This is a genomic window from Desulforapulum autotrophicum HRM2 (assembly GCF_000020365.1).
GTDB classification, from domain to species: Bacteria; Desulfobacterota; Desulfobacteria; order Desulfobacterales; family Desulfobacteraceae; genus Desulforapulum; species Desulforapulum autotrophicum.
Window position 1 is genome coordinate 2401682 of the sequence record NC_012108.1, and the last position, 26964, is coordinate 2428645.

Here is a 26964-nt window from a genome sequence, read left to right on the forward strand (position 1 = left end):
CATGGCATTACTCAGTGTTGAAAATCTCACCATGACATTCGGCTCTCTTGTGGCCAACAACAATGTCTCTTTTGATGTGGACGAAGGAAGTATTGTCGGACTTCTAGGCCCCAACGGAGCGGGGAAAACAACGACTTTTAACTGCATCTCAGGGTATTACCCCCCCACCTCGGGGAAAATTTTCCTGGGCGGCCAGGACATTACCCGTGCACCGGCTTATAAGGTCGCCCGGCTGGGCGCGGTCAGGACCTTTCAGGTGGTCCAGCCCCTCAAGGAGTTGTCAGTTCTGGAAAATGTTCTGATTGGGGCCTTTTTAAAGGAAAAATCCACACTTCGTTCCCTGGAGGCAGCCAACCAGTGCATTGACCTTTGCCATCTTGGCCCATACAGGGATGTCCCTGCTGGAGAATTGCCCATTGGCATGAAAAAAAGGCTTGAAATAGCTAGGACCCTGGCCACCCGTCCAAGGCTCCTCATGCTGGACGAGGCCATGGCAGGGCTCACCGTCACCGAGATAAAGACTGCGGTTGAACTGATTTTGAAAATAAGGGAAAGCGGGATCACCCTTCTGGTGGTGGAGCACATCATGGAGGCCATCATGCCCATTGCTGACAAGGTGGTGGTGCTGGATGGTGGAGAAAAAATCGCCGAGGGCCCGCCCAGGACAATTATCGAAGATGAAAAAGTGATCAAGGCCTATTTCGGTGCAAAATTCAGTAAACGCTTGCAACAGGAGAGACAAGATGGCCCAGCCCCTGCTTGAGGTGAATAATATTCATTGCGGATATGACGGGGTGCCTGTCATACATGGCATTTCAATCAAAGTGTTTCCCGGAGAACTGGTCGCTATTGTGGGCACCAACGGTGCCGGGAAGACCACCACAATGAAAACCATTGCCGGCCTGATTCATCCTTCCCAGGGTACCCTGTCATTCAGGGGTGAAAATATTACCGGTCTTTCTGCCCACGAAACAGTTCAGCGGGGCATCTCCTATGTTCCCGAGGGCCGGCGCCTTTTTTCAAAACTTTCTGTCCGGGAAAATTTGGAGCTGGGGGCCTACATCGTCAAAGACCGGGGAGAGATCAATGCCCGCCTGGATCAGGCGTTTGAATTGTTTCCCATCCTCAAGTCAAGGGCCGACCAGATGGCGGAGACAATGAGCGGGGGAGAACAGCAGGTTCTGGCCATTGCCCGGGGGCTCATGTCAAAGCCCGTGCTGCTCATGCTGGATGAAATGTCCCTGGGCCTGATGCCCTCCATGGTTGAAAAGATGATGGAAACCATCCAGACCATCCACGAGGCCGGCGTCACTGTACTCCTGGTGGAACAGATGGTTCAAGAAGCCCTGGAGGTCGCCCACCGGGGCTATGTGATCCAGACTGGAAAAATTGTGCTCCAGGGCACTTCCCAGGAGTTGCTGGATTCCCACGAGGTTAGAAAGGCTTATATGGGGATGTGATCGACAGCCCAATCAATGCATCGCTATTTTACGGCAATGAGTTCAACCGTGAAAATCAATGTAGAATAGGGTTCAATCGTGCTCCCGCTGCCGGCTGCACCATATGCAAGCTCAGATGGAATATACAGCTCATATTTTGAACCCTCAGCCATGAGCTGAAGCGCTTCTGTCCAGCCTTTAATTACGCCATTTACCGGGAAGGTTGTTGTCTGACCACGTTTGTATGAGCTGTCAAAGATTACACCATCGAGTGTCTTGCCCTCATAGTGGGTTTCAACGGTATTTGAGACCGCGGGTTTTTTCCCGCTACCTTGGGTGATCACTTTGTATTGAAGTCCGCTTTCAGTTGTTTTAACGTCCTCTTTTTTACTGTTTTCTTCAAGAAAAATCTTTCCTGCCTCAATATTTTTTTTCCCTGATTCCATCTGCTCTGCCTGTTTTTTGTCCTGCATTGCTCTTTGAAAATTCTGCATAATGTGCTGCATTTCACCAACAGGCATTTTGGATTCTTTCCCGTTAAAAGCTGCAATAAATGAATCCGTAAAAATTTCAGGATTAATTTCAATACCCTGTCTCTTAAAATCGCCGCCCACGCTTTGCCCCAGAACATAACTGACCTTGTCTAAATCAACTTTCATTTTAATTCCTTGTATCTTGAATGTTTGATAAAAATTTAGTCAGTATACACTAAAACAGCTCTGATTTCATTTTTTTTTATAAGAAACTCTTGTCGAAACATCATTGTGAAAGTCTCGACTTTAGAGCCCTCTTTGGTTTCCCTGACTGGAACATTGTAAACCAAAGGGGTTAGGATTTTTGCCCTTCCAGGCGTTAAGAAGCGCAGGCTGTTTGAGGACTTTAGCCCGCAGTTCCTGCGCTTTAGTCTGGAAGGGCAAAAATCCCCCCGACGTTTACCGTTCCGGTCAGGGAAACCAAAGGGGGCGGAATGGTGCTATCCTCTGCTGTCCGGCATCCTTGCATAAGCCTTTATGCCATCCCTTTGTGTTCCCTGCCGCAGCATTTTTCACCATCGAAAAATTCACAGGTTGAACAGGCCAGGGATTCAGGTGACGGCAGGGCAGGGGGCTTGGCCAACAGGTATGGGTCCAGGAATTTTAGGGCCCGGACAAGTCCCTTGATATCAACGTTCACTGTCTGGCCTGCCTGGGTCAGAGCCGCCACAACCGCCTCTGTGGACACATTGCCCGTGGCACCCGGTGCAAAGGGGCACCCGCCGAGCCCGCCGGTGCTGGCATCGACTACCCCGATACCGTAGGAGACTGATTTAAGAACGTTGGCGATTCCCCTGCCGTAGGTGTCGTGGAAGTGGACAGCAAGTCGGTCTGCAGGTACCTTGGGCAACAGGGCATCCAGCAGTCTGGCCACATCTTCCGGGGTTGCCTTGCCAATGGTATCTGAAATAGATATTTCGTCGATACCCATATCCATCATCCGCTGGGTCAGTTCCACAACTGGGCCAGGGGCGATTTTGCCCTCAAATGCACACCAGAACGCAGTGGAGATATACCCCCGGACAGGCAGGCCCAGTTTCCCGGCTTGTTTGACAACGGGCCGGAATCGGTCCAGTGAACCGTCCACTGTGGTATTGATATTTTTTTGGTTAAAGGTTTCGCTGGCCGCTGTGAATACAGCTATTTTTTCGACGTCCGCTGCAATGGCGTTTTCAAATCCTTTTATGTTGGGTACAAGTGCCGAGTAGATCACTCCTTTTTTACGGCGGATTCTTTGAAAGACGGCAGTTGCATCCCTGAGCTGGGGGATCATCCTTGGGGAGACAAAGGCACTGACCTCGATTTCGCTGACGCCGGTTTCGGAAAGGGCATCCACAAAGGCGACCTTGGCACCTGCCGGAACTAATGCCGTTTCGTTCTGCAGCCCGTCCCTTGGGCCGACTTCGACAATTTTTATCATGGATATATTCCTCCCCCGTTCGGAATGTCAGCTCCAACGGATTGGTTGGCTATTTTGTCTGGTTTTTTTTATATGTAACACTCCCCTCGAAAAAGGGAATAGTATCCTGTTGGTTTTTGGGTCTTGTCCCAAGAACACTTTGATTGACGCTACAGATTGAAAATATCAAATCGATAGAATTCTTCCTGTCGGGTTAATAATTCAGGCACGGAAGACAAGTTTTTAAATCATCAGTAGTGGTCGGTTTATTTTAGATAAGTTTTATATGCGTAGTTCCCCCGATGGAGGACTAACAGTTTGTTGTGCAAAAAACCGACCCGTCATGTTATATTCGCGCTCTAAGGCTTCATTTGATCATCCGACGTTTGTTTACCGAATCAATAATTTCTTTGTCTGCTGTCCTTCTCTAAACAACACCTGTTAAAAGCGTGCTGTCAATTCGATTAATTTCCACAAGGCACAAGTTTCATGCCTAATTCATCAGCCTTTTTTGCTAAATTTTTTAATACTCTTTGCTTGTTGGGCTTGCTCAGGTACTCTTCGCCAAGATCTTTATACGTGTCTGCATTTTTAATGATGCTGTAAATGGCTTTTGCAATTCTATGGGCTATAGCAACAATGGCCTTTCTGGCACCTCTCCTGGATTTCAGTTTGTAATATTTGGCCTTGTAATAAGAGCCTTTTTTCTTGATTGCTGCCCATGCAACCTGGACTAAAATCGTTTTGAATGGATGATTTCTAACTGCATTTCTGCCACTTTTCCGTTTTCCTGCACTTTCATTATTCCCGGGGCACAGGCCTGCCCATGAAACAAATGCTGACATAGTTTTGAATTCATTTAGCGTAACCCCGACTTCTCCTATAATGGATTGTGCCGATTTTTTATCAACACCTGGAATTTCGTCTAAACGCTCCAATAAATCTTTGTGCTCACGTGTAAGAGATTCCAATCGAGTATTAACTTGTTCAATCATTTTTTTAAAAATATTGATAATTTCCATCATCTCAACAAGTTGAAAACGATGGTGATCTTTGAAATATCCATTAAGGCTTTTATGCAGTTCCTGCGTTTTTTTCTTAAGGCCGCCTTTGGTGCACTCCTGGACCTTTTCCAAGCTTAGTTCACTATTATTGCATAATAAATTGATCAGGTTCGTGCCTGTCAAACCAAACAAATCCGAAACTATTGAATCAATTTTTATATTTGCAGTAATGAACAGCTTGTGAACACGTCTTTTATAATCGGCAAGGGATTCGGTGTATGTTTTTCTCAATCGGCTTAATTCTCGCCATTCCCGGACATTCCCCGGAGGGATGAAACTACCTCTTACTAAACCGTGTCGAAGCAGTCCGGCAAGCCACTTGCTGTCACATATATCAGTTTTTCGGCCAGGAACGTTTTTAATATGTCTGGCATTTACCAAAACGACTTCAATTTTATCTTCAATGGTATTATAAACCGGATGCCAGTATACCCCGGTACTTTCCATTGCTATAATTGGGCAATTATTATCAAGCAGCCATTTTTTCATTTCTTGCAGATCGTGAGTGAATGTTGAAAACTCTCGAATCTCATGGTGCTCACCTCCTGCATTATTCAAAGTGATTAAACAAGCTGAAATTTTGTCTTTATGAACATCCAAACCACAACAAATAGGGTGAACGATTTGGATTAATGTGCTATTTGATCTCTTGGTCATGACTATCCTTTCGCTTTTGTTTGGGAAGATAAAAAAAATTGGATAGTTATGACCATTTTTCATTTTTTGCAAGTGTTTCATGCTTCGTTGTGTCCGCTAGGACATGTGGGTTATATGAAACACTCGCCAAAGCATTGTCAATGAAGGTGTTTCAAAATTCGTTGAGGCCGGAGCCATACCTCGCTCCGGCCGTGCCGGTTATATGAAACACCCACCAAAGCATTGCAATCAATGGAGTTTCATTGTTCGTTGTGGCCGAGAGCCATACCTTACTCCGGCCGTGCCGGTTTTATATGAAACTCGCTTCGACCGGCCGGCGGAAACGGGTGTTGCCCTTCACTCATTCTCGCAGGCCGTCCATGGCCTGCTCCGAGGGAAATGGCAACTCCTTGGACCTCGTGTCCACCGTTGCCATTTAACCCGTTCAGGGCAACACCCGTTCCCACCGGCCTACTACTATCGAGTTTCATGCTTCGTTGTGTCCGCCAGGACATGTGGGTTTATATGAAACTCTTGTCGAAACATCATTGTGAAAGTCTCGACTTTAGAGCCCTCTTTGGTTTCCCTGACCGGAACATTGTAAACCAAAGGGGTCGGATTTTTGCCCTTTCAGGCGTTAAGAAGCGCAGGCTGTTTGAGGACTTTAGCCCGCAGTTCCTGCGCTTTAGTCTGGAAGGGCAAAAAGACCCCCGACGTTTACCGTTCCGTTCAGGGTAACCAAGGGGGGCGCAGTGGTACGATCGCTTTCCCTGTATTCTCGAGTTTCATGCTTCGTTGTGTCCGGCAGGACATGTGGGTTTTATATGAAACTCTCGCCAAAGCATTGTCAATGACTGCGTTTCAAAATTCGTTGAGGCCGGGCCATAACTTGCTCAGGCCGTGCCGGTTATTGGGCAAAGGTTTCTAAAGCTGCCATGGCACTATCGGCCTTTTCTTTTTGAACAAAAATATGGTCGTGGTAGTAGGCTGCAATTACATTGGCACTGATGCCCCTTGAAGCTAACCTGGATGAAACTGCTGCTGTTAAACCGACCGCGTCTAAACTGGAATGAACAGTCAAGGTGATTTGTCTGTAAACCCCTTCAAACACAAGTCCTGCTTTTGTCGCGGAGTCCTTGTTTAATACCAATGTCACTCCTTCACTCTCTTGAACGGTCGCCAGGGGTTCCAATTCTAAATAGTTGGAAAGAGCCCCAGGAACCGTACAAAAAACAAATTCACCATCCATGAGTCGGGGGCGCATGGAATTCAGCAAGGTGTCAAGTTCTGTAATGCCTGCCATAATTCAATACTCCTTATTTGTCCCGGTCAAGATCATAACAGGTGTTCTCCGTTTTCCAGGTCCCCTGGAATAAATCTTCCAGGGCAGGAAGAAAAATGCCCACCAGGGTCTGGTGGACCCATTGATAATAGGTGTCAGAGTCCGGGTCCAGTTGCAGGAGCCAGGCCGCACTTTCAGGGGTTCCCAGATAATAAAACAGCAGGGCATTAAAACTGTCCGAGAATCGGCAGAGATCTTCATGGGGGGCCTTGAATCTCAGGGATTGGACCAATTGTTTCCGCACCGATTCAACCGTATCAAGGAACCGGGTTCTTCCAGGGACGGTTTCCACGGTTTCGGCGGACAGATTCAGTAGAAAGATTCTGAAGGTCCATGGGTTTTTTCGGGAGAATTCAATCAGACGGCAGACGTAGCAGGAAAAACCCTGGGTCCGATTCATGGTGCGCACCTCAAGGATGGCTTGTTCCGATGCCCGGCAAAGTTCGGCACAGATGCTTTGGGCAGCGGCATCAAACAGGTCGGCCTTGGTGGAAAAATAATACCGGATCAGGGCATGGGGCACGCCCCCCTGGTTTGCAATCATCCGGATTGAGGCGGCGGTATATGACTTCTGGGCAAAAACCTGGATGGCAGCATTCAAAATGGCCTGCCGGGTCTGGTTTGAATCTTTTTTCTTCATTTCTTGTTTTTTCTCCAGTTTCGGATGGTCCAACCTAACACAGGGTGTTTATGTGTTCAACTTTTTTGTACGATCGTACAAAATTTCAGTTGACACAGATCTTGTTCCATGGGAGTTTTGTACGATCGTACAAAATACCTGAGGAGAGAAATATGGATGACACGATTTACACCCGGCTACGCGAACACATTGACAGTATGCCGGCGGGATACCCGGCCACGGCATCCGGGGCAGAAATCAAAATGCTCAAAAAATTTTATACCCCTTTACAGGCCCGGATTGCCATGGCCGTAGGTCTGGTTCCGGAAACAGCCGAAACCATTGCCCAGCGCCTGGATATGGAACACGCTGAGGCGGTTAAAGAAATCCATGCCATGGCCTCCCAGGGGAGCCTGTTCAGGATCACCACCCCCAAGGGCGCATTTTTTCGGCACCCCAACTTTATCATGGGGCTCTACGAATGGCATGTCCATGCCGTGGACAGGGAAGTGGCTGAACTGGCAGACGATATTTACGAAGGGCTTTTTGAGCACCACTGGAAAAAACGTAAAACCAAACAGCTCCGGGTGGTGCCCGTTGAAACGTCGGTATCGGGCAAGGATACCGTAAAAAGTTATGATATGATACGGAATCTTGTCAAAGGTCCAGGCAACGGTCCCTATGCCGTGGCTCCCTGTATCTGCCGGGTGGAACAGACAAAAAAGGAGAATCCCGTGACCCGGCCCATGGAAACCTGTCTGGTTTTTGGTCTTGTGGCCCAATACTACGTTGAAAACGGTATTGGCAGGTCCCTGACCCAGGACCAGCTCATGGAAAAAATAGATGAGTGCGAAGCCGCATGCCTGGTGCCTTTCAGTACCAATTCAAAAGAAATTGTCAACATGTGCATGTGTGACAATGAATCCTGCCAGTTGTTCAAGAACCTGGGAAAATTTCCCAAACCCGCCCAAGAAGTGCATGCAGCCTTTCACGCGGTCATTGATGGGACCGCCTGTAGCGGATGTAAAAAATGCACAAAAAAATGCCAGATCGATGCCATCCTTGCCACGGATATCCCGGCCCAGAAGAAAACCTTTGTCCACCAGGTGGACAGGGACCGTTGCATTGGATGCGGGCTTTGCGTGGGGGGCTGCCCAGAGCATGCGATTTCCATGGTGGAAAATGACGTGTTTCCGGATGTGCCGGATAATGCCATGGAGATGAGTGTTCGCATGGCAAAAGAACGTATGGCTCTGGCTGAACACAAATCACGGGCATGATTCGTGGTGGAACTGTTCATGCCCTGGAATGATGATTTTTTTTTATACAGGAGGATGAAAATGACAGACTCTGTTTTCAGAACATTGCAACAACGACTGGATAACTATTCCATGGGATTTCCGGCCACCGCGTCCGGCATTGAAATTAAAATCCTGGAAAAACTGTTTTCCGTGGCAGATGCCGGGGTCTTCCTGGCATTGAGCCCGAAACTGGAAACACCCGAAGCCATTGCCCCAAGAATCGGTGAAACCCCAGAAAAGGCAGCCAGTATCCTGGCTGACATGTCAGACCGCGGTCTGCTGTTCTCCCTTAAACGGGGAGATACGATCCGGTACGGGGCCATCCCATTTGTCCACGGACTCTTTGAATTCCAGATTAACAAAATGGACAAAGAGCTGGCCGCCATGGTCCGCCAGTACATGGTTGAAGAGTTCAAGAACGCCATGTCCTCGTCCCTGTCCAGTTTTCTGCGGGTGATTCCCGTGCACAAGTCCCTTGAATCCCGAACCCGGGTGGCAGCCTATGACGATGCCATAAAAATTCTTGAAAAGGCAGATCCCATTGTGATTTCTGAATGTTCATGCCGGAAGTCATCCACTCTCCTTGACAAGGCCTGCGGAAAGCCCCTTGAGGTTTGTTTCATGCTCGGATCCATGGGGCAGTACTATCTGGACCATGACATGGGACGAAGGATTGACATCAAGGAAGCCGGAGAAATCCTGGCCATGGCCCATGACGCCGGTCTGGTCACCCAGCCGGCCACGTCCAAGAATCCCAGTGGCATGTGCAATTGCTGCGGAGACTGCTGCGGACCTTTGACCTCCCTCAAGGGCCATCCCAAACCTGCAGACATGGTTTTTTCAAATCATTTTGCCAGGGTTGATTCGGATCTTTGCACAGGATGTGAAACCTGCCTGGAAAGATGTCAGATGGATGCTATTTTACTTGATCAAGATATGCATGCCCTGGTTAACAGGGATCGATGTATCGGATGCGGTCTCTGCGTCACCACCTGCCCCACGGCTGCCATCACCCTTGAGCAAAAGGACACAGACCTGTACCAGGTTCCCCCGGAAAACAGTTTTGAGCAAATGATGACCATGGCACAAAAAAGAGGCGTTGTATAACCCGATAACGCGCAAAGGAGATAAAATGACCCATCTGGACTGGCAGACCCCCTATTGGCCCCAAGGCGTGTCCCGCACCGTAAAAGATTATAAGTTTCCTTTGTTTCACCTTCTGGACCGATCCGCCCAGAAATATCCGGACAACGTATTTACCCTCTTTGCCGGGGCAACCAAAACCTATGCCCAGGTCAAGGACACGGCCGACCGGGTTGCCAATTTTCTGGCCAACCAAGGCATAAAAAAGGGGGATAAGGTGGCGATCTTTCTTCCCAACCTGCCCCATTTTCCTGAAATTTTATTTGGGATTCTCAAAGCCGGTGCAACCGCCGTCAATTGCAACCCCACTTACACGGCCCCGGAACTCAACCACCAGCTCAACGATTCAGAATCCAAAATAGTATTCTGCATGGATCATCCTGAATTTTATAAGAACACGGTGACTGCGGTTAAAGGCACGGGAGTTGAAACCGTTGTGGTCTGCAATATTAAATCCTATCTGCCCAGACTTAAGGGGTTTATCGGTGGGATTCTGGGTAAAATCCCAGGGGCGGACAGGATCGAACCCGGCCATCTTCGCTTTGATGATGTGGTGGCCAATGCCTTGCCCGTTCCCCCCGAGGTTTCCATTGATCCTGAAAACGATACCGCCATCATGCTCTATACCGGTGGGACCACAGGTCTGCCCAAGGGAGCCGAACTGGTTCATACCAATTTCACCTACAATGTCCTTGCCTCCCTTGAATGGTGCCGGCTGGTCCAGGAACCCGGGGGACAGCCTGAAACACTCCGGGAAGGTGACGCCCATTGCATCCTTGGCGTGCTGCCCTGGTACCACAGTTTTGGGCTCACCGGTGCCATGCTGGTGGCCTGCACCCTGGGGGCCAGGATTGTATGCATCCCTGACCCCAGGGCCGGAAACCCGCCCTTTACCGAAGTTCTCCAGTCCGTTCAAAAATATAAAACAACGTTCATGTCGGCTGTCCCCACCATTTTTGTAGCCTTTGCCAACCATCCCCACTTGAAAAAATATGATCTGTCGTCGTTCATGGGATGTATTTCAGGCGGTGCGCCGCTGCCCCCTGATGTGTGCCGGGAATTTGAAGACAAGACCGGCGCCATTATCTTTGAGGCATACGGATTAACAGAAACCGCTCCGGCCCTGACAGCCAATCCCACATTCACCGAGACCCGTAAAATTGGTTCCATCGGCTTTCCCTTGCCTGAAACCGATGTGAAAATTTTGAATATCAACGACCCCACCCAGGAAATGCCCCGGGGAGAAGACGGTGAACTTGCCGGCTGCGGCCCCCAGGTCATGAAGGGATACTGGAAGCGGCCCGATGCCAATGAAACCAGCTTTGTTGAGATTGATGGGTGTCGCTATTTTCTCACCGGAGATATCGGCCATATTGACGAAGACGGGTATGTGGTCATCACTGACCGGAAAAAGGATATGATCCTGGTAGGTGGATTCAACGTCTATCCCAGGGATGTGGAAGACATCCTCTTTACCCATCCCAAGGTGGAGCTGGTCGCCGTCATTGGTATCCCCCACGAAAAAAGCGGGGAACAGGTCAAGGCCTTTCTCAAGCTCAAGGAAGGTGAAACTGCCACCCAAGAGGAAATCATGGCCTTTTGCAGGGAACACATGGCCGGTTACAAACGGCCCAGACAGATTGAATTCAGGGATGAAATTCCCATGTCCAATGTGGGAAAGATCTTACGAAGGGTACTACGGGACGAAGAATTGAACAACTAAGATTAAGGCCTGAAGTCGGGTTCTCTCACCGGGGAATCCGGCCTGCCCTGAACAGCCGGAGTCGGCATCTACCACCTTCTTTTCCTGCCTGTGTCTATGTGAACAAAATCAGATTTAGGGTAGAAGCCGACGCCACCCCTGTTAAATTTGATGGCCAGGTCGCGCAGAACTTTTGTATCGAGATCTGCCAGTCGAATGTCCATGGCTCTTCCCTGCATGTGGTAGCTTTTTTTTGCAACGCCACTGCTCTTTTTCCGCAGGAACGCATTTGTTTTGGCGGACCTGTAGCCGGAGATGATCTCGTAGCATGAATGACTGCCGCAGTTGTGCTGAATGGTGGTAAGAACATCCAGAAGACGCCGGTCAATGCGGTGAACCTCCCCGGTGCGAAAATCCCGGAGAAAGTATTCAAGCTCCCTGCGCATTGAACCCTTATAAGTCTCGGGTGAATAATCCACCGAGATCCTTTCACCGGTATGGGTGTGATAGAACCTTAACGTCTTGGGTTCTGAAGGTGTGGCCAGAACAGATGAAGGCACTAACACAGCTGCCGCGATTTGGGCCGATGCCAGTAAAAAAAAACGTCTGCTTATTTTTCTTCCGTGGTTTTCACCAGAACTTGAGATTGATTTCAAGATTAAAAACGTTTCCTTATTTTATAATTAATGCTTTATATAACTTTTCATCCCTTCCATAAACGTCACCATTAAAAAGAATTTCATCGTCTTTGTCAACCCATGCTGTTTGATATGTGATGTGCACAGGGACTGGCAGGCGAATCTTCAGCACCTTTCTTTTGCCCTGACTGATTAGATCATGAATCTGTTCTATATTCCATTCACTGCCCTCTTCATCAAGGAGAAATACCGCCAGTTTTTCCGGTTCTGAAACCCTGATGCATCCATGACTGAATGATCGTTTTTGTTCTGAAAACAATCTTTTTGCCGGGGAATCATGGAGGTAGACGGAGTAGTGGTTGGGAAAGACAAATTTTACCCTGCCAAGAGCATTGGTTGGTCCTGGATCCTGGCGCAACTTGAACCTCGCCATCTCAGAGGGCGTGACCCGTTTCCAGTTGATGGCTGTTGAATCAATCTCAACTCCGTCTTTCTGCCAGTTGGAAAAAAGTCGAATGTTTTTTTCGACAAGGTAGCTGGGGTTTTTTCTCAGTCCCGGCAGGTCTTCGTTTACGGCAATGCTGGATGGCACATTCCAGTATGGGTTGAGTTCAAGATATTTGATCTTGTCACTGAAAACCGGGGTCTGATGCTGAAATTTTCCGACAATTACAGGCATGCTGAATTTGAGCTCACCTGTCTTGCAGGCGTAGAGACTGTAGTTTGCAATATTAACCAGAATATATTTATCCCCCAACCCATGATCCTGCCAGCGCCACCTTGCCATATTAATTTTTATCTGATCCACCCGGTCTTCTGGAGACTTATTCAACTCCTGAATGGTATTTCTGCCAATAATGCCGTCCTGGACAAGGCCATGGGTCTGCTGAAAGAGAACCACCTTTTTCAGGAGCTCATGGTCATAGACAGAAGGTTCGGCACTCTTTGAAATTTCCTTGTTATCGTTTTCCAGCAGGGCAATTCTTTTTCTGATTTCAACTATTCTTTCATCTTCATCGCCCGGTCTGATACTCTCCGTGCCGGATAGATCTTTCCACTTCCCGCTGTACTTCAGCAGGCCATAATGAAGAAGGCCTTTTCTAAGACCTCTGTATTGATGGTGTTGGGGCGGTAACGATTGAAAAAATTCATCAAGATTTTCCGTCGCAAGGATTGTCTCAACCATTTTCAGGGGGTCAAAGCCCCTTTCTCCGGCTTCGGCAAAGAGTTCCGGGTTGACCATGTAGGATTTAAGCTGACCATAGCTGACATCGTGGATATACTTCACCATGTTATAGGTCAGAAGCGTATCAAGCTTTGCCAGGGATTCAAGGCTTGGATCCGTCCACAAACCCTCTATCTTTTCCACCTGATAATCAGCAGGATCCAGCCCCTCTTTGTCTGCATACTTTAGATATCTTGCTATAATTTCTGCACGCATTCCTGGTCCATCTACCGAAACCCATAACGGTTTAGCGCCCAGTTCGTGGTAAATGGTCGCAAGACATACATCCTCACTGGCAATGGATGGTTTTTGATCCTTGAAACTGAGGAGTTCCACAGGATAGCACTCAAGGTGGTCAGCCATGGCCCTGGCAAGATCTTCTTCGCTGGCGATGCCATCTACAGCTGGCAACCATAAACACAGTAGCAGTACTATCCCACAAATTTTTATAATTCTCATTTTGACCGGCCTTGCCTTACCGTTATTTTCTTGACTGGAATTGGTTTGTAATTTTATGGTGCGCCTTGCACACCTTGATTTTGCAATAAATTATATACCATGATGAAATATAGATAGATATAAATTATCCCCTTTTTTCCTGGGTTGAATCGATTTTGCTTCTTTTTCCTATTCGAAGGGGTAAAGGGTACCAGATGGTTGGCCGGGTAAATTGCTGCCAGCCCCATTTGAAAATTCCCACGAGCCAGAAGGAGAACCATAGGGACCATATGAGCATTGAAATTCTGTAAAACACCATGGGGATTGACAAGACCCATGCCTGGGGCAATGTGGAAAGGTTTATATCCTGGTACCATCGCAGCAAACCACTGTTGGAGCCATTTCCGACAATGTTCATGTCGGGATGCCCCAGCAGCCCGTTGGAAATGGCATAGACCATGGATCCTATTGCAGCCAGTGTCAGGGTAATAATCCCGATCTGAATAAAATTAAACCTGTGCCCGGTGAAGTGTTCACAACGCTTTTTGCGATCCAATGCAATGAGCCAGGCCACGACAATAAATCCAGCGGCCAGATGACTCATGGACAGACCAATACTCAGCAAAAGCCAGTGATAAAACTTCAGTTGTGCCCAACCCGTCCTGGACAATCCCCCGGCCACAAGCACAAGAATGATGATAATCGACCAGAACAACACTGCCGGTCCAACCAGGGGGTCTCCTCCGACGAACAAGGGCCATCGGTCCCTGGGCATATGGATGTCAATACTTGAATTTACACTGGGGGCACCAAGATCAACACGGGGGCTCGTGTATCGCGTCATCATTCCCCTTGATTCAATCCATTTAAGTGCAATATCCTGTTGACCCGGGGTGATGGGAAGGGCAACATTCCTGCCGTCCTGGCGCACTGGCTGAAGTTTTCCCATGATTCTGACTTCCTGTAATGTGGCAGAAGATGGCAGGCGGATGGTATGCTGCCCTCCCTGGCTGCTTTTGATGGACATCCTCAGGCTTGCAGCCGTGGTTTTCTGGCCGGGCCGCAATTCAAGATGGCTATTTTCAATAGTCAATGTCTGCCCTTTGATTCCGGCCGGACGGGAAATATTCAGCCCGACGGTCTCCCCTGGCCATGGATGCCATGTCGGATACCAGCGGGTTCCGGTTTTATGCAGGATCACAGGAATGCCGTCATAGGTGAGATGAAAGATCGGACTCACATCAACTTTCCATATTTCAGTCCAGGTGCTGTTTTGTTGATGTATCAGGATTATCTGATCCGCGGGTTCTAAAAAAGATTCCCAGGTGATTGACTGCTGATCGGCATGCAAATTGATTCTGGCAAAGCCATTTGCTACCCTGACCCCTTCAGTGGTAACTGATTCCCCTGGTATCAAAGGAATGTCAAGCAGGATTCCTGTGCCGGTGGGACTCAGGCGGGTGAGTGTGGTTTGAACTTTCCAGACAAGGCCTAAAAGCAGTGTCCGTTCTACTTTGACAAAAGGCGGAAGGACCCCTGTTTCCAAAACTTCCTGGTGTTTGTTGTTCTTTTCCACAATTCGTTTGAACTGCAGCTGGCCATCAAACGTACCGTCCGGGTTCACGCCTTCCACAGACCACCCCTCCGCTGTAATGACAGCGGCATGGGGTTTTAAGGGAAAGGGCAACTGCAGGATATTCTGCTTTCGAACTGGCCCCACCAGGGTCACGATATGTTTCCCCGGGGGAACCATCATCCATAACCCGTTGTCCTTTCTTAAAAGACCTTTGGCCTGGATGCCGTCGATCATTACCCCTTGGGGCAACCAATGTTTTATGTGCCCTGGGATGGGAATAACGGTTGACAGTTTTGAGTCCATACGGGCGTTGATGGTGAGTTCATCTTCAAGGATATTAATATGAACATCTGAAATGTTCGAACAGGAAGGAAAGCATTCGTCTTTTTCAAGCAGCCTCGCCTGCAGGGCATCGAGTAGTTGCGGGGAGGGAATTTCAGCGGCTTTTACAGGGGCCGGGCTCAGCCAAAACAGCACAAGAAAAGAGAAGATTTTTAACGCCTTAATGCCGGTAAAATGAATGCCAGAGCCTTTTTTAAACCTGATCCCGAACATGCCCAGTGCGAGCAACAGTATCAGAAAGACGCGCACAAAGCTCAGAACCAGATTTGTGCGTGGACCGATGAGGGTAAACGAGACGGCCTGATTACGGGTCACTGGTCCGGCCCAGTTAAAATGAATGGTTTCAAAAGGGAGCCACCTGGGCATACCCGGCCCTGTCTGGGTGAGGGATTTCGGATCATACTGCATGACCTGGGAACCATAATCGGTGGCTGACTTGCCTTTCATCTCCACGGCCTTTCTGGCTCCAGATTCAGTCTTGGAAAACATTTCTTGCGGTGCCATTTCCTGTACACTGTCCATTTGTGTGCGCATGGGCGATGCCAATGGTTTTTGTGACGCATATTCAACCATTGATGTCCGGGGGTTTTCCAGCTGGGGATACATCCCAATGCGCAGCGCCTGGACAGTGTAGGGAATGGCAATGGCAACAAGGGATAAAACAGCCATTCCCTGGTAAAATTTCACTATTTTTCTAAATTTTCCTTCGGGCAGGTATTTGAGCAAAGCCAGACCGATTAACAGCGCCAGCCAGACATAGACTGGAGCACCGGGTTCGTGATAGATCAGGACCAGGGTTAAAAAGGCAATTCCGGCCAGGGGTTTTGAAAAAAGCCGGGCAAGTGCAATAGTGAAAATTAAAACAATAAAAAAATCCAATAGGGTCCATTTTTTTATCCAGGTGCGGGGAATATTATCAATGCCGGTTGCATTCAGCAGTTTCCAGCCCGGGGGAAGGAAAAGGCGTCCCCTTACCTCTTGAAAATCATGATCCCATCCTGTGGCAGGAAGATTTGAAATTTTTCCCGGATAAACACTGTCTGCCACAAGATTTATCCGGCCGTTGCGAAGTTCAATGCCTGCCTTGTCAGATCCTTTCTGTTGGGTAATCAATTGTTCGACACCATCCAAATCAACCCTTCCAAGGGCGATGGACGGATCAATTTCCAGCCGCCAATTGGTGTTTTTCTGCCCTTTGATGGTGTCCTGAATCGTATATCCTGTGCCATCAAATTTCAGCCAGAGACTTCGGTTCAATGTCAGCTGATCGGGTGCCGGTTCTGGGTCCCCCCGTTTGATTTGGGTAAATTGCATGGATTCACCGGGTAATATTCTGTATGCGGGATAGGCATACCAGTCCGAAGGCATGGACGTTCGGACCGGATCAATTGACGGCACCCCATTGATTTCAACAAGCCTTAAATCGGGTTGAGCATTAAATGACCAGATCTCCTGTGCGGGCCATAATCCGTCATTCCGGGGATTAAATACAAGTGACTGCAACGGCCCTGAATATCGCAGATTCAAGCGGACATGATATTGTCCGGGCCGTACCTGCATCTTGAGTCTTCCATCCGGTTCAAGCTTTGCCGGCAGGGGGCTTTTTATTGAAAGCGGGGTGAAATTCTCCGGTGTGAAAAGAGGTCCCAATGTAATTTCCCTTGCAGATCCTGATACATCCAGGGTGAAATAAAGCAGCACTTGACAGGGAATTGAATCGGTTATCAGCCTGAAACTCTCGATTTTTAAACGGTCTTCAACTTTTTCTTGGGTCCGCACACTTTTCAGCCAGAGCCTGCCTGAGGTATCAAGGTTTGGGAAGGCGATCTTTTCATTGTTAACAGTCAAGGAAACCAGCGCTGATTCCTGGGGAACCTGAAGGTTTTCAGGCAGCCCGGGCCAGGAAAACGCTCCGGTTGTCGTATGCATCCCCGTTTTAAGAAAGACACCGGGAATCGTGTTTTTCTCAACGATGATACCGGCCTCACCATTCACCATAACTTCTTTTGGCCACTGGGTGCTGCTGCCCGGCAACGGTACCCAGGTTTCATGGTGTATCAGCCAGGACTGTTTGAACGTTCCGCCCTGATCCGTCAGGGTCACCGATAGTTCAGAAGGCCAGGCGCATTCATATCTGCCGGCGTCGTTATAGTACGGAATGCATTCCAATTGCTCTGCTTTGTCATGCAGAACCCACTCGACCCAGGGTTGGAGAAGTTCCGGAACCTGCACGGTGCTTTTTGCAAAACAAGGTCGTATCAATACAAAAATGAGAATGAGAACACCTGCCAGGTTGATGGTTTTTAAAATAAAGCGATGTGTTTCTCTCACAAGATTTCTCCATTTTCAGGTTTATGCAGCAAGGCGGCAGATGGGTACGTTTTCCTTCAAACACTGAATCCCTTGCCAGGGTCATATCGTTTTAAAATGGAAGGTGCTTTCGGATATAGTTTAGTATGGACTGTTTTACCTCAACTTTCAGGTACAGGTCTCCGGGCCCGGTGCTGCCTTCCTCGCCCATACCCCCGAGGCGGATTTGCTGCCCATGGCGGATACCGGGCGGAATTTTTACGACCAGCTTCTTTGTCCGCTGTTTATGGTAATATGCATGGGAACCCCCTTTTTCTGCCAGATCAGGATCAATACGTATGGTATCGTGAAGATCTTTGCAGTGTTGAGCCATATGCCCCCCTGATATGTTATTCAACAGGGTTCGGGTGGCCTGGCCCAGGAGTCCTGATGTCTTCATTCTTGAAAAAGCCCTGCCCGGATTCACTGTCCCTGAAAAGAAAAACCCTTTGAAATGGACATTGGCGTTTTTAAATTCAAAGGCGTTGTTTTTACCGTAGAATTCTTTGGAAATTTCTTCAAAATTTCTGAGCCCAAAAGACTTGGCCAGTTCTTCAAACACCTTGTTAATATCGGTTCCCGAGAAAATATCCTGTTCCGAATAGGTCTCCCGGAAATGTGTATACGCTCCGGTAGATCCATACTGCTGCTGAAACGCGTCGTAATCTTGTCGTTTTTTTGCATCGGACAATACGGCATAGGCTTCATTCAGGGCCTTCATTTTATCTTGAGTATCAAGATCCCCTTGGTTTCGGTCAGGATGGAACTTAAACGCCAGATCCCTGTATGCCGCTTTGATTTGCGCGGTGTCCGTATTTTTTGAGACCCCTAAAATTTCATAATAATCCTGGCCGGCCATATTTTTCCCTGCATTAAATATTTAAGTGGACAATGTGTATAGATGTACGTCTCTGGCCATTCATGTAAACAGCCAATCCCGAAAGTTGATTAATTAATAAAGTGGCACTGACATCCGCTTGACGCTTATATCCATGCGGGTTAGAGTTACAGGTTCGCCGAATTGCGTATATATGGCTACATCGGCTGCATCCCGTCCATAGGCAACCGCCACACGACCACCTTGAAGGTTCTTTTGTGTTGGATCGAAAGTATACCACCGCCCTCCCACAAAGGCTTCAAACCAAGCGTGAAGATCCATGGGTTCAAGTGTTTCAAGATAGCCTACGACCATACGGGCGGGAATTGAAAGCGCCCGGCAACATGCAATACCTAAATGAGCCATATCTCTGCAGACAACCTGTGAACTCTCATTGACTTCACAAGCACTTTTGCACTGCTGGCCGGACCCAGGTGTGTATTGTAACGTTTGGGAAATGTAGTCGACGATTGCGGCACACTGGTCGTATCCTGATGACCGTCCCTTGACAAGCGCTGCCACCATCTGAGTGAAACGATCTGATTCGCAAAACCGACTTGGCAACAGAAAGGGTAGGGTCTCCTCAGGTAAATTCTGCACTTCAACAAAGGGTGATCCTGGAGCCGTATCTGAAGCATCAGCGCATTCGACATCCACTGACGTTTTAATTGAGAATGGTCCGGCTGGTGCCACCAAACGCTGGCACAGGTTACCAAACGGGTCGGTGAACTCGACCGCCCTTACGCTAGGCAGCATTACATACTGCTCGCGACCTATCCACTGTTGCCGACCACTCCTGGGGCGGAGCATGAGTAAAAATGGAGTGTCAACCGGGATGTTGAATTCAAGTAAACAAGAAGCATGTAACCACATGGAAATTCCTCTGTTGATGTATGATAATGATACTTAACTTTTAGGTATCAGGCTTTGACCGTTTGGGTAACGGGCAGTAAGGGTTTCCAGTAAAGTTCGTTTGTGTTTGAACGAAAACTCACCCACCTGCTGCGTTGCTTCACAAAACTAAAATCTTCACGTAATAGAGTACGTTCCGGTTTCAGCTTTGTCCGCGCCTTGCATCTGGGAAATTTTATGAGTATCGCTGCTCTTTGAGCCATCCAAATATGGGTTTTCGGTCAGGCACTAATTAAAAATACCACCGTTCCAAAATTGTTACAATATTTAAAAATGCAGCCCCTTGCTGTCCTGTTTACCCGTTTGATATGCGATCGTTAAATCAACAAAAATATTTTAAATGGCGATTGACCTGTTTCACCTGGTATTTTTCCATGACCGTTAGATTTTGCCGGGTCTGACCCTTTTGGCCCATGGAAAAAACCTTGCAAATTTATTTGGGTGGTGTATGTTTCTGCACGAAGAAACATTTACAGGGCAGAGGAGAGCCATGAAGGTTGAAAAAGAGCTGTTAAAGGCTGTTGTGGCGATTGCACGACAGTCCGATAATCTGGAGGAGCTGGATCTGTTTTTCCAGGAGATCTTCACTCCGGGTGAGCTTGCAGATTTGTCGCTGCGCTGGAAACTGTTGACCGATCTTGATCGAGGGATGACCCAGCGTAAGATTGCTGAAAAATATGGTATCAGCCTCTGCAAGATTACGCGGGGATCCAAGATTTTGAAAAAAAAGAATTCGATTGTCTTCAAAATTTTACGACAGGCTGTAAAGGCTGTCGATAAAGGAGAAAAGATTGACACAAGAAAATGAACGCTCCCTTGTGCTGGGGAATCAAGCCCTGGCAAGGGGGCTTTGCGAGAACGGCTGCCGGATGGCGACTGGCTATCCTGGGACCCCGGCATCCGAGATCCTTCCGGCCGTTGCTGTCCTTAAAAAATCAGAGAGTCTTGAATCCCTCCATGTGCAGTGGGCCATAAACGAGAAGGTGGCCTTTGAGATTGCCTACACTGCAAGCATTGCCGGCCTGAGAAGTGTTGTGGCCATGAAACAGGTCGGTCTTAACGTGGCTTCAGATCCGTTCATGAGCGGGGCCTATTTGGGCGTCAAGGGTGGATTCCTGGTGATCAGTGCAGATGATCCCGGTCCCCATTCGTCCCAGACCGAACAGGATTCCAGGCTTTATGCCATGGCGGCCAAGGTGCCGGTCCTTGATCCGGATTCCCCGGAGCAGGCAAGGGATATGGTGGGCATGGGGTTCAGGCTGTCGGAAGCCTTTGAAATTCCGGTGATGGTGCGGCCCACCACAAGGGTGTGCCACGCCCGCCAGGACATTGAACTAAGGACGATCACCCCTGGAACAGCTGAGGCACATTTTGAAAAAGATCCTGGCCGATGGGCCGCAACCCCCAAGTTTCGGCTGAAACTCCACAAGGAGCTTGAGATAAAGCTTGAAGGCATCGCAGCCTGGGCCGAAACCGCCCCGGTCCGGCTCAACCCTGATTGTGGCACCCCTGAAAAGGCAATTGTGGTGGCCGGCGTCAGCTGCGCCCATGCCAGGGATATTGTTGCCGATCTTGGCGTGGGAGACAAGGTGGCCCTGTATCAGGTGTTGCAGCCCTATCCGTTGCACACGGCCTTTATGGATGAGATCCTTGAACGCCACACCGACATCCTGGTGCTTGAGGAGACAAGGGGTATCATTGAGATGCAGCTTGCAAGAAGGGATAAGGTCAAAGGAAAGGAGAGCGGTCATGTTCCCCGGACAGGCGAGCTGCTGCCTGAAATCATGGAAACCATCATTGCCGAGTTTACAGGTGTTAAATCCCTCTCCCACCTGCTGGAGCCTGTCCCTGGAAGACGGCCGACCCTGTGTGCCGGCTGCCCCCACCGGGCAAGTTTTTTTGCCATTAAAAAGGCCGCACCCAAGGGAATCTACACCAGCGATATCGGCTGCTACACCCTTGGCATGAACCTTATGGCCGTTGACACGGTCCTGTGCATGGGAGCCGCCATCAGCCAGGCTGCAGGTTTTGCCCACGCCTATAGCGAAGAAAAACGACCTCCCATTGTTGCCACCATTGGCGATTCCACCTTTTTCCATGCAGGGGTGCCACCGCTCATTGATGCAGTGGTTCAAAAGGTTCCCATTGTTGTTGTGATCCTTGACAACCGTACCACTGCAATGACGGGCAATCAACCCACCCCTGCAACCGGGGTCGATATCTCAGGCTGTGAGGTGGGATCGATCAGTATTGAAATGCTCGTAAAGGGGTGCGGTATCACCTATTGCCGGACAGCAGACCCCATGGATATCAAGGGGTTTATCCTGGAGATCAAGGAGGCCATTGCCCATTCAAAGGTCCATGGTCCCAGTGTGCTGATCTCAAGATCGCCCTGTGTGCTCAACCTTTCCAAAACTGAAAAAATCGCCCGGTACACAAAGGTTGAAGTGACCGATGACTGCGACGGGTGCGGCTATTGTGTCTCACACTTTGAGTGCCCGGCCCTTGTCCTTGACAGTGAAAACAAACGTGTGGACATTGACCTTGCCCTTTGCACGGGCTGTGGCGTATGCATCTCGGTCTGCCCCAAGGGGTCCATCGTCCATGTCAATTAACTCAATGGAAAATCAGATGAACTATCAGATCGTAATCAGCGGCGTGGGAGGCCAGGGTGTGCTCTTTGTGACACGGGTGCTTGCCCAGGCCTGCATGGATGAGAACAAAAGGGTGCTCACCTCTGAGACCCATGGCATGGCCCAGCGGGGCGGGACGGTAATTTCCCACTTAAAGGTCGGCACATTTACCAGTCCCTTGATCCGGCCTGGGAATGCGGATCTTTTACTGACATTGAAACAGGAAAATTATCCCCAGCACAGGGGGTATCTCAAACCGGGTGGTCAGGCCCTGGTTAATTCTCCTGACCTTGCTGGAGAAGGGGAAAATTTCACTGCAATGGACGGGGAGAAAATGGCAGAGGCGGACGACAATGTTCGTTCATTTAATCTATACATGCTTGGCGCCGCCATTGGGATGGTGCCGGTATGTTCCCTTGAAGCAGTCAAGGCCCAGGTTGAAAAAATATTTTCGTTAAAGGACGAGATCGTGAGATCTAAGGCCCTCCTGGCCGTTGAAACAGGTTACAACAACATCAGAAAGGAGGGGTGATGGGGTTTATTCCACAGGGGTTAACCAAAGAGGACATTGAAAAAATTCAACTTGACGGTCTGAAGTGGACTGTCAACCACGGGGTAACCCATTCAAGGGTGTATCAGAGAACCTTTAAGGCCGCCGGAATCGAACCGGGGGATGTTCAATCCTTAAAGGATCTTGAGTCGTTGCCGTTTCTTGAAAAAATGGATCTCCAGGATGATTACCCGCTGCCGTTGAGATCCGTACCCGAGGATCAGGTGGTGAGAATCCACGGTTCGTCGGGCACAACCGGTAAACGTAAGGTCATGTGCTACACCCAGCGAGACATTGATACCTGGGCCGACATGTTTGCCCGCTGCTATGAACTTTCGGGCATGACAACCCGTGACCGGGTTCACATTGCCGTGGGGTACGGATTGTGGACAGCCGGGGCGGGTTTTCAGCTGGGGTGTGAACGTTTTGGCGCCATGGCGATTCCCATGGGGCCTGTGAATACCGATATGCATGTGGAGATGCTGGTTGATATGCAGAGCACCGTGTTCTGCTCGACCGCATCCATGGCCCTTCTCATGGCAGAAGAGGTTAAAAAAAGGGACCTCAGGTCCAAGATTAACCTCAAGCGTATCATACTGGGTGCCGAGCGTCACAGCAATGCCATGCGTGCCCACATTGGCGAACTTCTCAATGTCAGTGAAATCCACGACATCTATGGCCTGACCGAGCTTTACGGACCGGGCACCGGGATTGAATGTAAGGCCCACCAGGGTATGCATTATTGGAATGACCTTTTCATTTACGAGATCATTGATCCTGATACCTTGAAGCCCGTTCCCGAAGGTGAGTTCGGTGAGCTTGTGATTACCTCCCTTCAAAAGGAGGCAAGCCCCCTGATCCGGTACCGCACCCATGATATCACCCGGTTACTTCCAGGCGACTGCCCCTGTGGGTTGGCGTTTCCCCGCCACGACAGGATCCAGGGCCGCAGTGATGACATGTTCATCTACCGGGCCGTTAATATCTATCCCCAGCAGATCGACCTGATCCTTGATCCTGTTCCAGAGGTGGGCAGCGAATACCAGGTCATCCTCGATCACCAGGAAAACGGCCGGGACATGATGACCATCCGGGTTGAACGGTCGGAATTTGCATCCAGCAATGACGACGCGGCCCTTGTCGCAATGATATCGGACCGGGTGAGGCGAAAACTCCTTGTCCGGGCAGCGGTTGAGATAACCGATTACCATTCCCTTCCAAGGACCCAGAAAAAAAGCCAGCGGGTTTTTGATAACAGAAACGGCAACAGCCGTTAAAGGAGAAAAAATGAAAAGAGCGCTTAAGCCTGTTATTGGATCAGCCCTGGGAACGGTCGCCATTGCTTTTCTGGCCGTGATTGCGGTTGTTTTTGTCTCCATCCCCCCGGTGTCGGCAAAAACCATTTCCCTCAACTATGCCAATTTTCCCCCGGCACCCACCTTCCCCTGTGTTCAGATGGAACAGTGGAAAACCGTGGTTGAAACACGGACAGACAATGCTGTCAGGATCAACACCTTTCCCGGCGGGACCCTTCTCGGGCCAAAGGAGATGATGGACGGAGTGATCTCGGGCCAGGCCGATATTGGTTGCCTTTGCATGGCCTACCAGCCGGGCCGTTTCACCGTGACCAACGCCGTGAGCCTTCCCCTTGGCATTCCTGATTCCAAGGTGGGAAGCCTTGTGCTGACCGATCTGTTCAACGCTTATAAACCCAAGGCCTTTGACAAGGTCAAGGTGCTGGCCTTGTTCACCACGGCACCGGCCAACATCATGTCAAGAAAACGGGTGGCAACCCTTGGGGATCTCAAGGGAATGGATTTAAGGGCGTCTGGTGGGGCTGCTGAAATCCTTAAAATCTGGGGTGCCAACCAGATCGGTATGCCCATGTCTGCAACCCCCGAGGCCCTTCAAAAGGGTGTGGTTCAGGGGCTTTTTTCCTCCCTTGAGGTGATGAAAGACCTTAAGTTTGCTGAGGAATGCCCCTATGCAACGCTGACAAACACGGTGGTCTACCCCTTTGCCGTGGTCATGAATCTTGACCGGTGGAACGCCTTGCCCCAGGCGGTTAAGACCGTGATGGAGAACCTGTCAAGGGAGCAGGCCGTGTGGACGGGAACCTACATGGACAATCACGTGAACGACGCCGTTGAATGGTCTAAAAAGACCCACGGGGTTGAATTTGTCGAACTTGATGATGCCTCCGCCGCCACCTGGAACAAGGCCCTTGCACCGATTACCCAGCGATGGATCACTACGGCTTCGGAAAAAGGGTTTGATGGTAAAGCCATTGTGGATACCATCCAGCATCTTGTTGACCAGCATACAAAAGGTGAGTGATGAAGCGAGTACTGGCAGGACTTACCACCATTCAGACCTTGATTGCCGGAACCTTTCTGGTCGTGATGGTCGTTTTGACAACGGCAAATATTGTCGGCCGCCAGGCCGGCATGCCCATCCGGGGAACCTTCGAGATCATGGGGTTCCTGGGGGCTGCCGTGTTCGGGTTGAGTCTTTCTTTTTCCCATTCAAAAAAAGAGCATCTCTACGTGAGCATTCTGTTTGATGCCTTTCCCAGAAAGGTGCAGCAGGTGGCAAGGGCAGTAAGCAACATTGCAAGCATTGCGCTTTTTTCCTTTCTCGGGGTTCAGCTTGCACGGACAGGGCTCAACCTCAAGGCGGTGAACGAGGTGTCGGAAACCCTGAGAATTCCCTATTATCCGGTGGTCCTGGTCCTGGCCTTTGGGGTGGCAGTTCTTGTCCTGCTGCTTGTGTATGAACTGTTGACAGCCTTTGGAGAATCTTCGTGAGCCTTACCTTTGTTGGCGTCGTTGGCATCGTCGTGCTTTTATGTGTGCTTTTTTTTCTGGGAATGCCCGTGGGGTTTTCCATGGCCATGGTGGGTTTTCTAGGGTTCTCCCACGTGATCAACCTTAATGCCGGTATGAACATGGCAGGCTCGGTTTTCTGGTCTGTGGCCTCCAAGTACGGGCTCACCGTGATTCCGCTGTTTATCTTCATGGGCCAGATTGCTTTTTACTCGGGTGTCAACCAGCGGTTGTACCGGGCAGCCCACTACTGGACCGGCCATATCCGGGGCGGCCTTGCCATGGCCACCATCATGGCGTGCAGCGCCTTTGCCGCCATCTGCGGATCGAACACGGCAACGGCCGCCACCATGAGTACGGTGGCCCTGCCTGAAATGAGAAAATACGGGTACTCGACCATCTTGAGCTCCGGTGCCATTGCCTGCGGATCCACCCTTGGGGTGGTTATTCCGCCAAGCGTGGTGCTCATCATCATCGGACTTGCCACCGAACAGTCCATCGCACGGCTGTTTTACGGGGGCATCGGGGCAGGTGTAATCCTGACCGTTTTTTTTCTCACTACTGTTCGGTTTGTCTGCCGGCTTTTTCCGGAATGGGGCCCTGTGGTTGAGAAAAAACCGATTAGGGATCGTGTGGCTTCATTGTCCGGGGCAGGGGAGATGCTTCTGCTGTTCGGCCTTGTCATGGTCGGGTTGTGGGTGGGTTTTTTTACCCCGTCCGAAGCTGGAGCTGCCGGGGCTTTTTTTGCCCTGGTCATTGCCGTTGTGGGCAGGACCCTTTCCTTTGCCAATTTTAAACGGGCCGTGCTTGACACCCTCAGGATCTCGTGCATGGTGATCATGCTCATCGCCGGTGCCATGATCTTTGGACGGTTTCTTGCCGTTACGCGTATCCCCTTTGACCTTGCAGCCGGGGTTGCGGCCCTGGAATTTCCGGCCTGGGCCGTCATGGCCTGCATCTGTTTGATTTATACCCTGGGCGGGGCCATTATGGACGCCCTGGCTCTTTTGCTGATCACCATCCCCATTTTTTTCCCCCTGGCCATTCAGATGGGGTATGACCCGGTGTGGTTTGCCGTCACCATCACCGTTGTCACTACCCTTGGAGCCGTTACCCCACCCGTTGGGGCCACCACCTATGTGGTGGCAGGCGTTGCAGGTGATATCCCCCTCAAGGATGTGTTCAAGGGCGTGGCCCTGTTTCTTCCCGCCTACATGATCACCATTCTGCTGCTGATTCTCTTTCCTGCCCTTGTGACCTTTCTGCCCGGTTTTTTGGGGTAGCTGGCAACTGACAAGGTAACTTCTGCGTTACGTTAATGCGCACATATTTCAATATGCTCCCATTGATGCGCCTTGAAACCAGGCAAAAATCCGGCGTTGGTCTGGCACATTTTAAAATTTCCATGACCCTTACATATT

At 49.7% G+C, this 26964-nt stretch carries 23 protein-coding genes; 12 read left to right on the forward strand and 11 right to left on the reverse strand.

Annotation, left to right across the window (positions count from 1 at the left end; genetic code table 11):
* Nucleotide 1: 1 nt before the first annotated feature.
* Together HRM2_RS10545 and HRM2_RS10550 are read left to right on the forward strand one after the other, a co-directional pair.
* The gene (locus HRM2_RS10545; protein ID WP_015904000.1) at nt 2-763 is read left to right on the forward strand and encodes an ABC transporter ATP-binding protein; all 762 of its coding nucleotides are present in this window, start codon (nt 2-4) and stop codon (nt 761-763) included.
* On the forward strand, nt 744-1460 hold the full coding sequence (locus HRM2_RS10550; RefSeq protein WP_015904001.1) for an ABC transporter ATP-binding protein: 717 nt from the start codon (nt 744-746) through the stop codon (nt 1458-1460). Before HRM2_RS10545 ends, HRM2_RS10550 begins: the two co-directional genes overlap by 20 nt.
* A gap of 23 nt (nt 1461-1483) precedes the next feature.
* Here the strand turns inward: HRM2_RS10550 and HRM2_RS10555 are convergent, their stop codons facing one another.
* From HRM2_RS10555 to HRM2_RS25180, 6 genes are all read right to left on the reverse strand, one after another.
* Entirely contained in the window at nt 1484-2098 is a 615-nt protein-coding gene (locus HRM2_RS10555) for an FKBP-type peptidyl-prolyl cis-trans isomerase (RefSeq protein WP_015904002.1), read from the reverse strand.
* 349 nt (nt 2099-2447) lie between these two features.
* A complete protein-coding gene (locus tag HRM2_RS10560) occupies nt 2448-3392 on the reverse strand; it encodes a hydroxymethylglutaryl-CoA lyase (RefSeq protein WP_015904003.1) in 945 nt (314 codons plus the stop codon).
* A 443-nt stretch (nt 3393-3835) separates the two neighbouring features.
* On the reverse strand, nt 3836-5092 hold the full coding sequence (locus HRM2_RS10565; protein WP_015903451.1) for an IS110 family RNA-guided transposase: 1257 nt from the start codon (nt 5090-5092) through the stop codon (nt 3836-3838).
* 269 nt (nt 5093-5361) lie between these two features.
* Complete coding sequence (locus HRM2_RS26600; protein ID WP_148214604.1) at nt 5362-5562, reverse strand: hypothetical protein; 201 nt, start codon at nt 5560-5562, stop codon at nt 5362-5364.
* Between the two features lie 416 nt (nt 5563-5978).
* On the reverse strand, nt 5979-6374 hold the full coding sequence (locus HRM2_RS10570; protein WP_015904004.1) for an ACT domain-containing protein: 396 nt from the start codon (nt 6372-6374) through the stop codon (nt 5979-5981).
* A gap of 13 nt (nt 6375-6387) precedes the next feature.
* On the reverse strand, nt 6388-7053 hold the full coding sequence (locus HRM2_RS25180; protein ID WP_015904005.1) for a TetR/AcrR family transcriptional regulator: 666 nt from the start codon (nt 7051-7053) through the stop codon (nt 6388-6390).
* A gap of 152 nt (nt 7054-7205) precedes the next feature.
* Here HRM2_RS25180 and HRM2_RS10580 point away from each other — a divergent pair, with 152 nt between their 5' ends.
* The 3 genes from HRM2_RS10580 to HRM2_RS10590 are packed head-to-tail and all read left to right on the forward strand — an operon-like array spanning nt 7206 to nt 11199.
* On the forward strand, nt 7206-8312 hold the full coding sequence (locus tag HRM2_RS10580) for a 4Fe-4S dicluster-binding protein (protein WP_041273201.1): 1107 nt from the start codon (nt 7206-7208) through the stop codon (nt 8310-8312).
* Nucleotides 8313-8372: 60 nt separating this feature from the next.
* Nucleotides 8373-9440, forward strand: coding sequence for a 4Fe-4S dicluster-binding protein (locus HRM2_RS10585; protein WP_015904007.1), 1068 nt, complete (start codon nt 8373-8375; stop codon nt 9438-9440).
* 25 nt (nt 9441-9465) lie between these two features.
* On the forward strand, nt 9466-11199 hold the full coding sequence (locus tag HRM2_RS10590) for a long-chain-fatty-acid--CoA ligase (RefSeq protein ID WP_015904008.1): 1734 nt from the start codon (nt 9466-9468) through the stop codon (nt 11197-11199).
* 68 nt (nt 11200-11267) lie between these two features.
* On the opposite strand, the gene HRM2_RS10595 is transcribed toward HRM2_RS10590, so the two are convergent.
* The 5 genes from HRM2_RS10595 to HRM2_RS10615 form a co-directional block, all read right to left on the reverse strand.
* Nucleotides 11268-11834 carry a YcbK family protein gene (locus HRM2_RS10595; RefSeq protein WP_015904009.1) on the reverse strand — a complete coding sequence of 189 codons (567 nt, stop codon included), beginning with the start codon at nt 11832-11834 and terminating at the stop codon, nt 11268-11270.
* 16 nt (nt 11835-11850) lie between these two features.
* Nucleotides 11851-13452, reverse strand: coding sequence for a L,D-transpeptidase family protein (locus HRM2_RS10600; protein ID WP_187149360.1), 1602 nt, complete (start codon nt 13450-13452; stop codon nt 11851-11853).
* Between the two features lie 172 nt (nt 13453-13624).
* A complete protein-coding gene (locus HRM2_RS10605; protein WP_015904011.1) occupies nt 13625-17728 on the reverse strand; it encodes a hypothetical protein in 4104 nt (1367 codons plus the stop codon).
* A 91-nt stretch (nt 17729-17819) separates the two neighbouring features.
* The gene (locus tag HRM2_RS10610) at nt 17820-18605 is read right to left on the reverse strand and encodes a DnaJ domain-containing protein (protein WP_015904012.1); all 786 of its coding nucleotides are present in this window, start codon (nt 18603-18605) and stop codon (nt 17820-17822) included.
* A gap of 93 nt (nt 18606-18698) precedes the next feature.
* Nucleotides 18699-19496 carry a transglutaminase domain-containing protein gene (locus tag HRM2_RS10615; protein WP_015904013.1) on the reverse strand — a complete coding sequence of 266 codons (798 nt, stop codon included), beginning with the start codon at nt 19494-19496 and terminating at the stop codon, nt 18699-18701.
* 529 nt (nt 19497-20025) lie between these two features.
* Between HRM2_RS10615 and HRM2_RS10620 the strand changes: the two genes are divergently transcribed.
* From HRM2_RS10620 to HRM2_RS10650, 7 genes are read left to right on the forward strand one after another with little or no spacing between them, the layout of a single operon-like run.
* Entirely contained in the window at nt 20026-20343 is a 318-nt protein-coding gene (locus HRM2_RS10620) for a DNA-binding transcriptional regulator (protein WP_041273202.1), read from the forward strand.
* Nucleotides 20327-22150: a thiamine pyrophosphate-dependent enzyme gene (locus HRM2_RS10625; RefSeq protein ID WP_015904015.1), complete on the forward strand. Its 1824-nt coding sequence runs from the start codon at nt 20327-20329 to the stop codon at nt 22148-22150. Before HRM2_RS10620 ends, HRM2_RS10625 begins: the two co-directional genes overlap by 17 nt.
* On the forward strand, nt 22140-22700 hold the full coding sequence (locus HRM2_RS10630; protein ID WP_015904016.1) for a 2-oxoacid:acceptor oxidoreductase family protein: 561 nt from the start codon (nt 22140-22142) through the stop codon (nt 22698-22700). The genes HRM2_RS10625 and HRM2_RS10630 overlap by 11 nt, the downstream gene beginning before the upstream one ends.
* On the forward strand, nt 22700-23995 hold the full coding sequence (locus HRM2_RS10635) for a phenylacetate--CoA ligase family protein (RefSeq protein WP_015904017.1): 1296 nt from the start codon (nt 22700-22702) through the stop codon (nt 23993-23995). Before HRM2_RS10630 ends, HRM2_RS10635 begins: the two co-directional genes overlap by 1 nt.
* A gap of 10 nt (nt 23996-24005) precedes the next feature.
* Entirely contained in the window at nt 24006-25055 is a 1050-nt protein-coding gene (locus HRM2_RS10640) for a TRAP transporter substrate-binding protein (protein ID WP_015904018.1), read from the forward strand.
* Nucleotides 25055-25525 carry a TRAP transporter small permease gene (locus tag HRM2_RS10645; RefSeq protein ID WP_015904019.1) on the forward strand — a complete coding sequence of 157 codons (471 nt, stop codon included), beginning with the start codon at nt 25055-25057 and terminating at the stop codon, nt 25523-25525. Before HRM2_RS10640 ends, HRM2_RS10645 begins: the two co-directional genes overlap by 1 nt.
* The gene (locus HRM2_RS10650; RefSeq protein ID WP_015904020.1) at nt 25522-26826 is read left to right on the forward strand and encodes a TRAP transporter large permease; all 1305 of its coding nucleotides are present in this window, start codon (nt 25522-25524) and stop codon (nt 26824-26826) included. The genes HRM2_RS10645 and HRM2_RS10650 overlap by 4 nt, the downstream gene beginning before the upstream one ends.
* Nucleotides 26827-26964 lie beyond the last annotated feature (138 nt).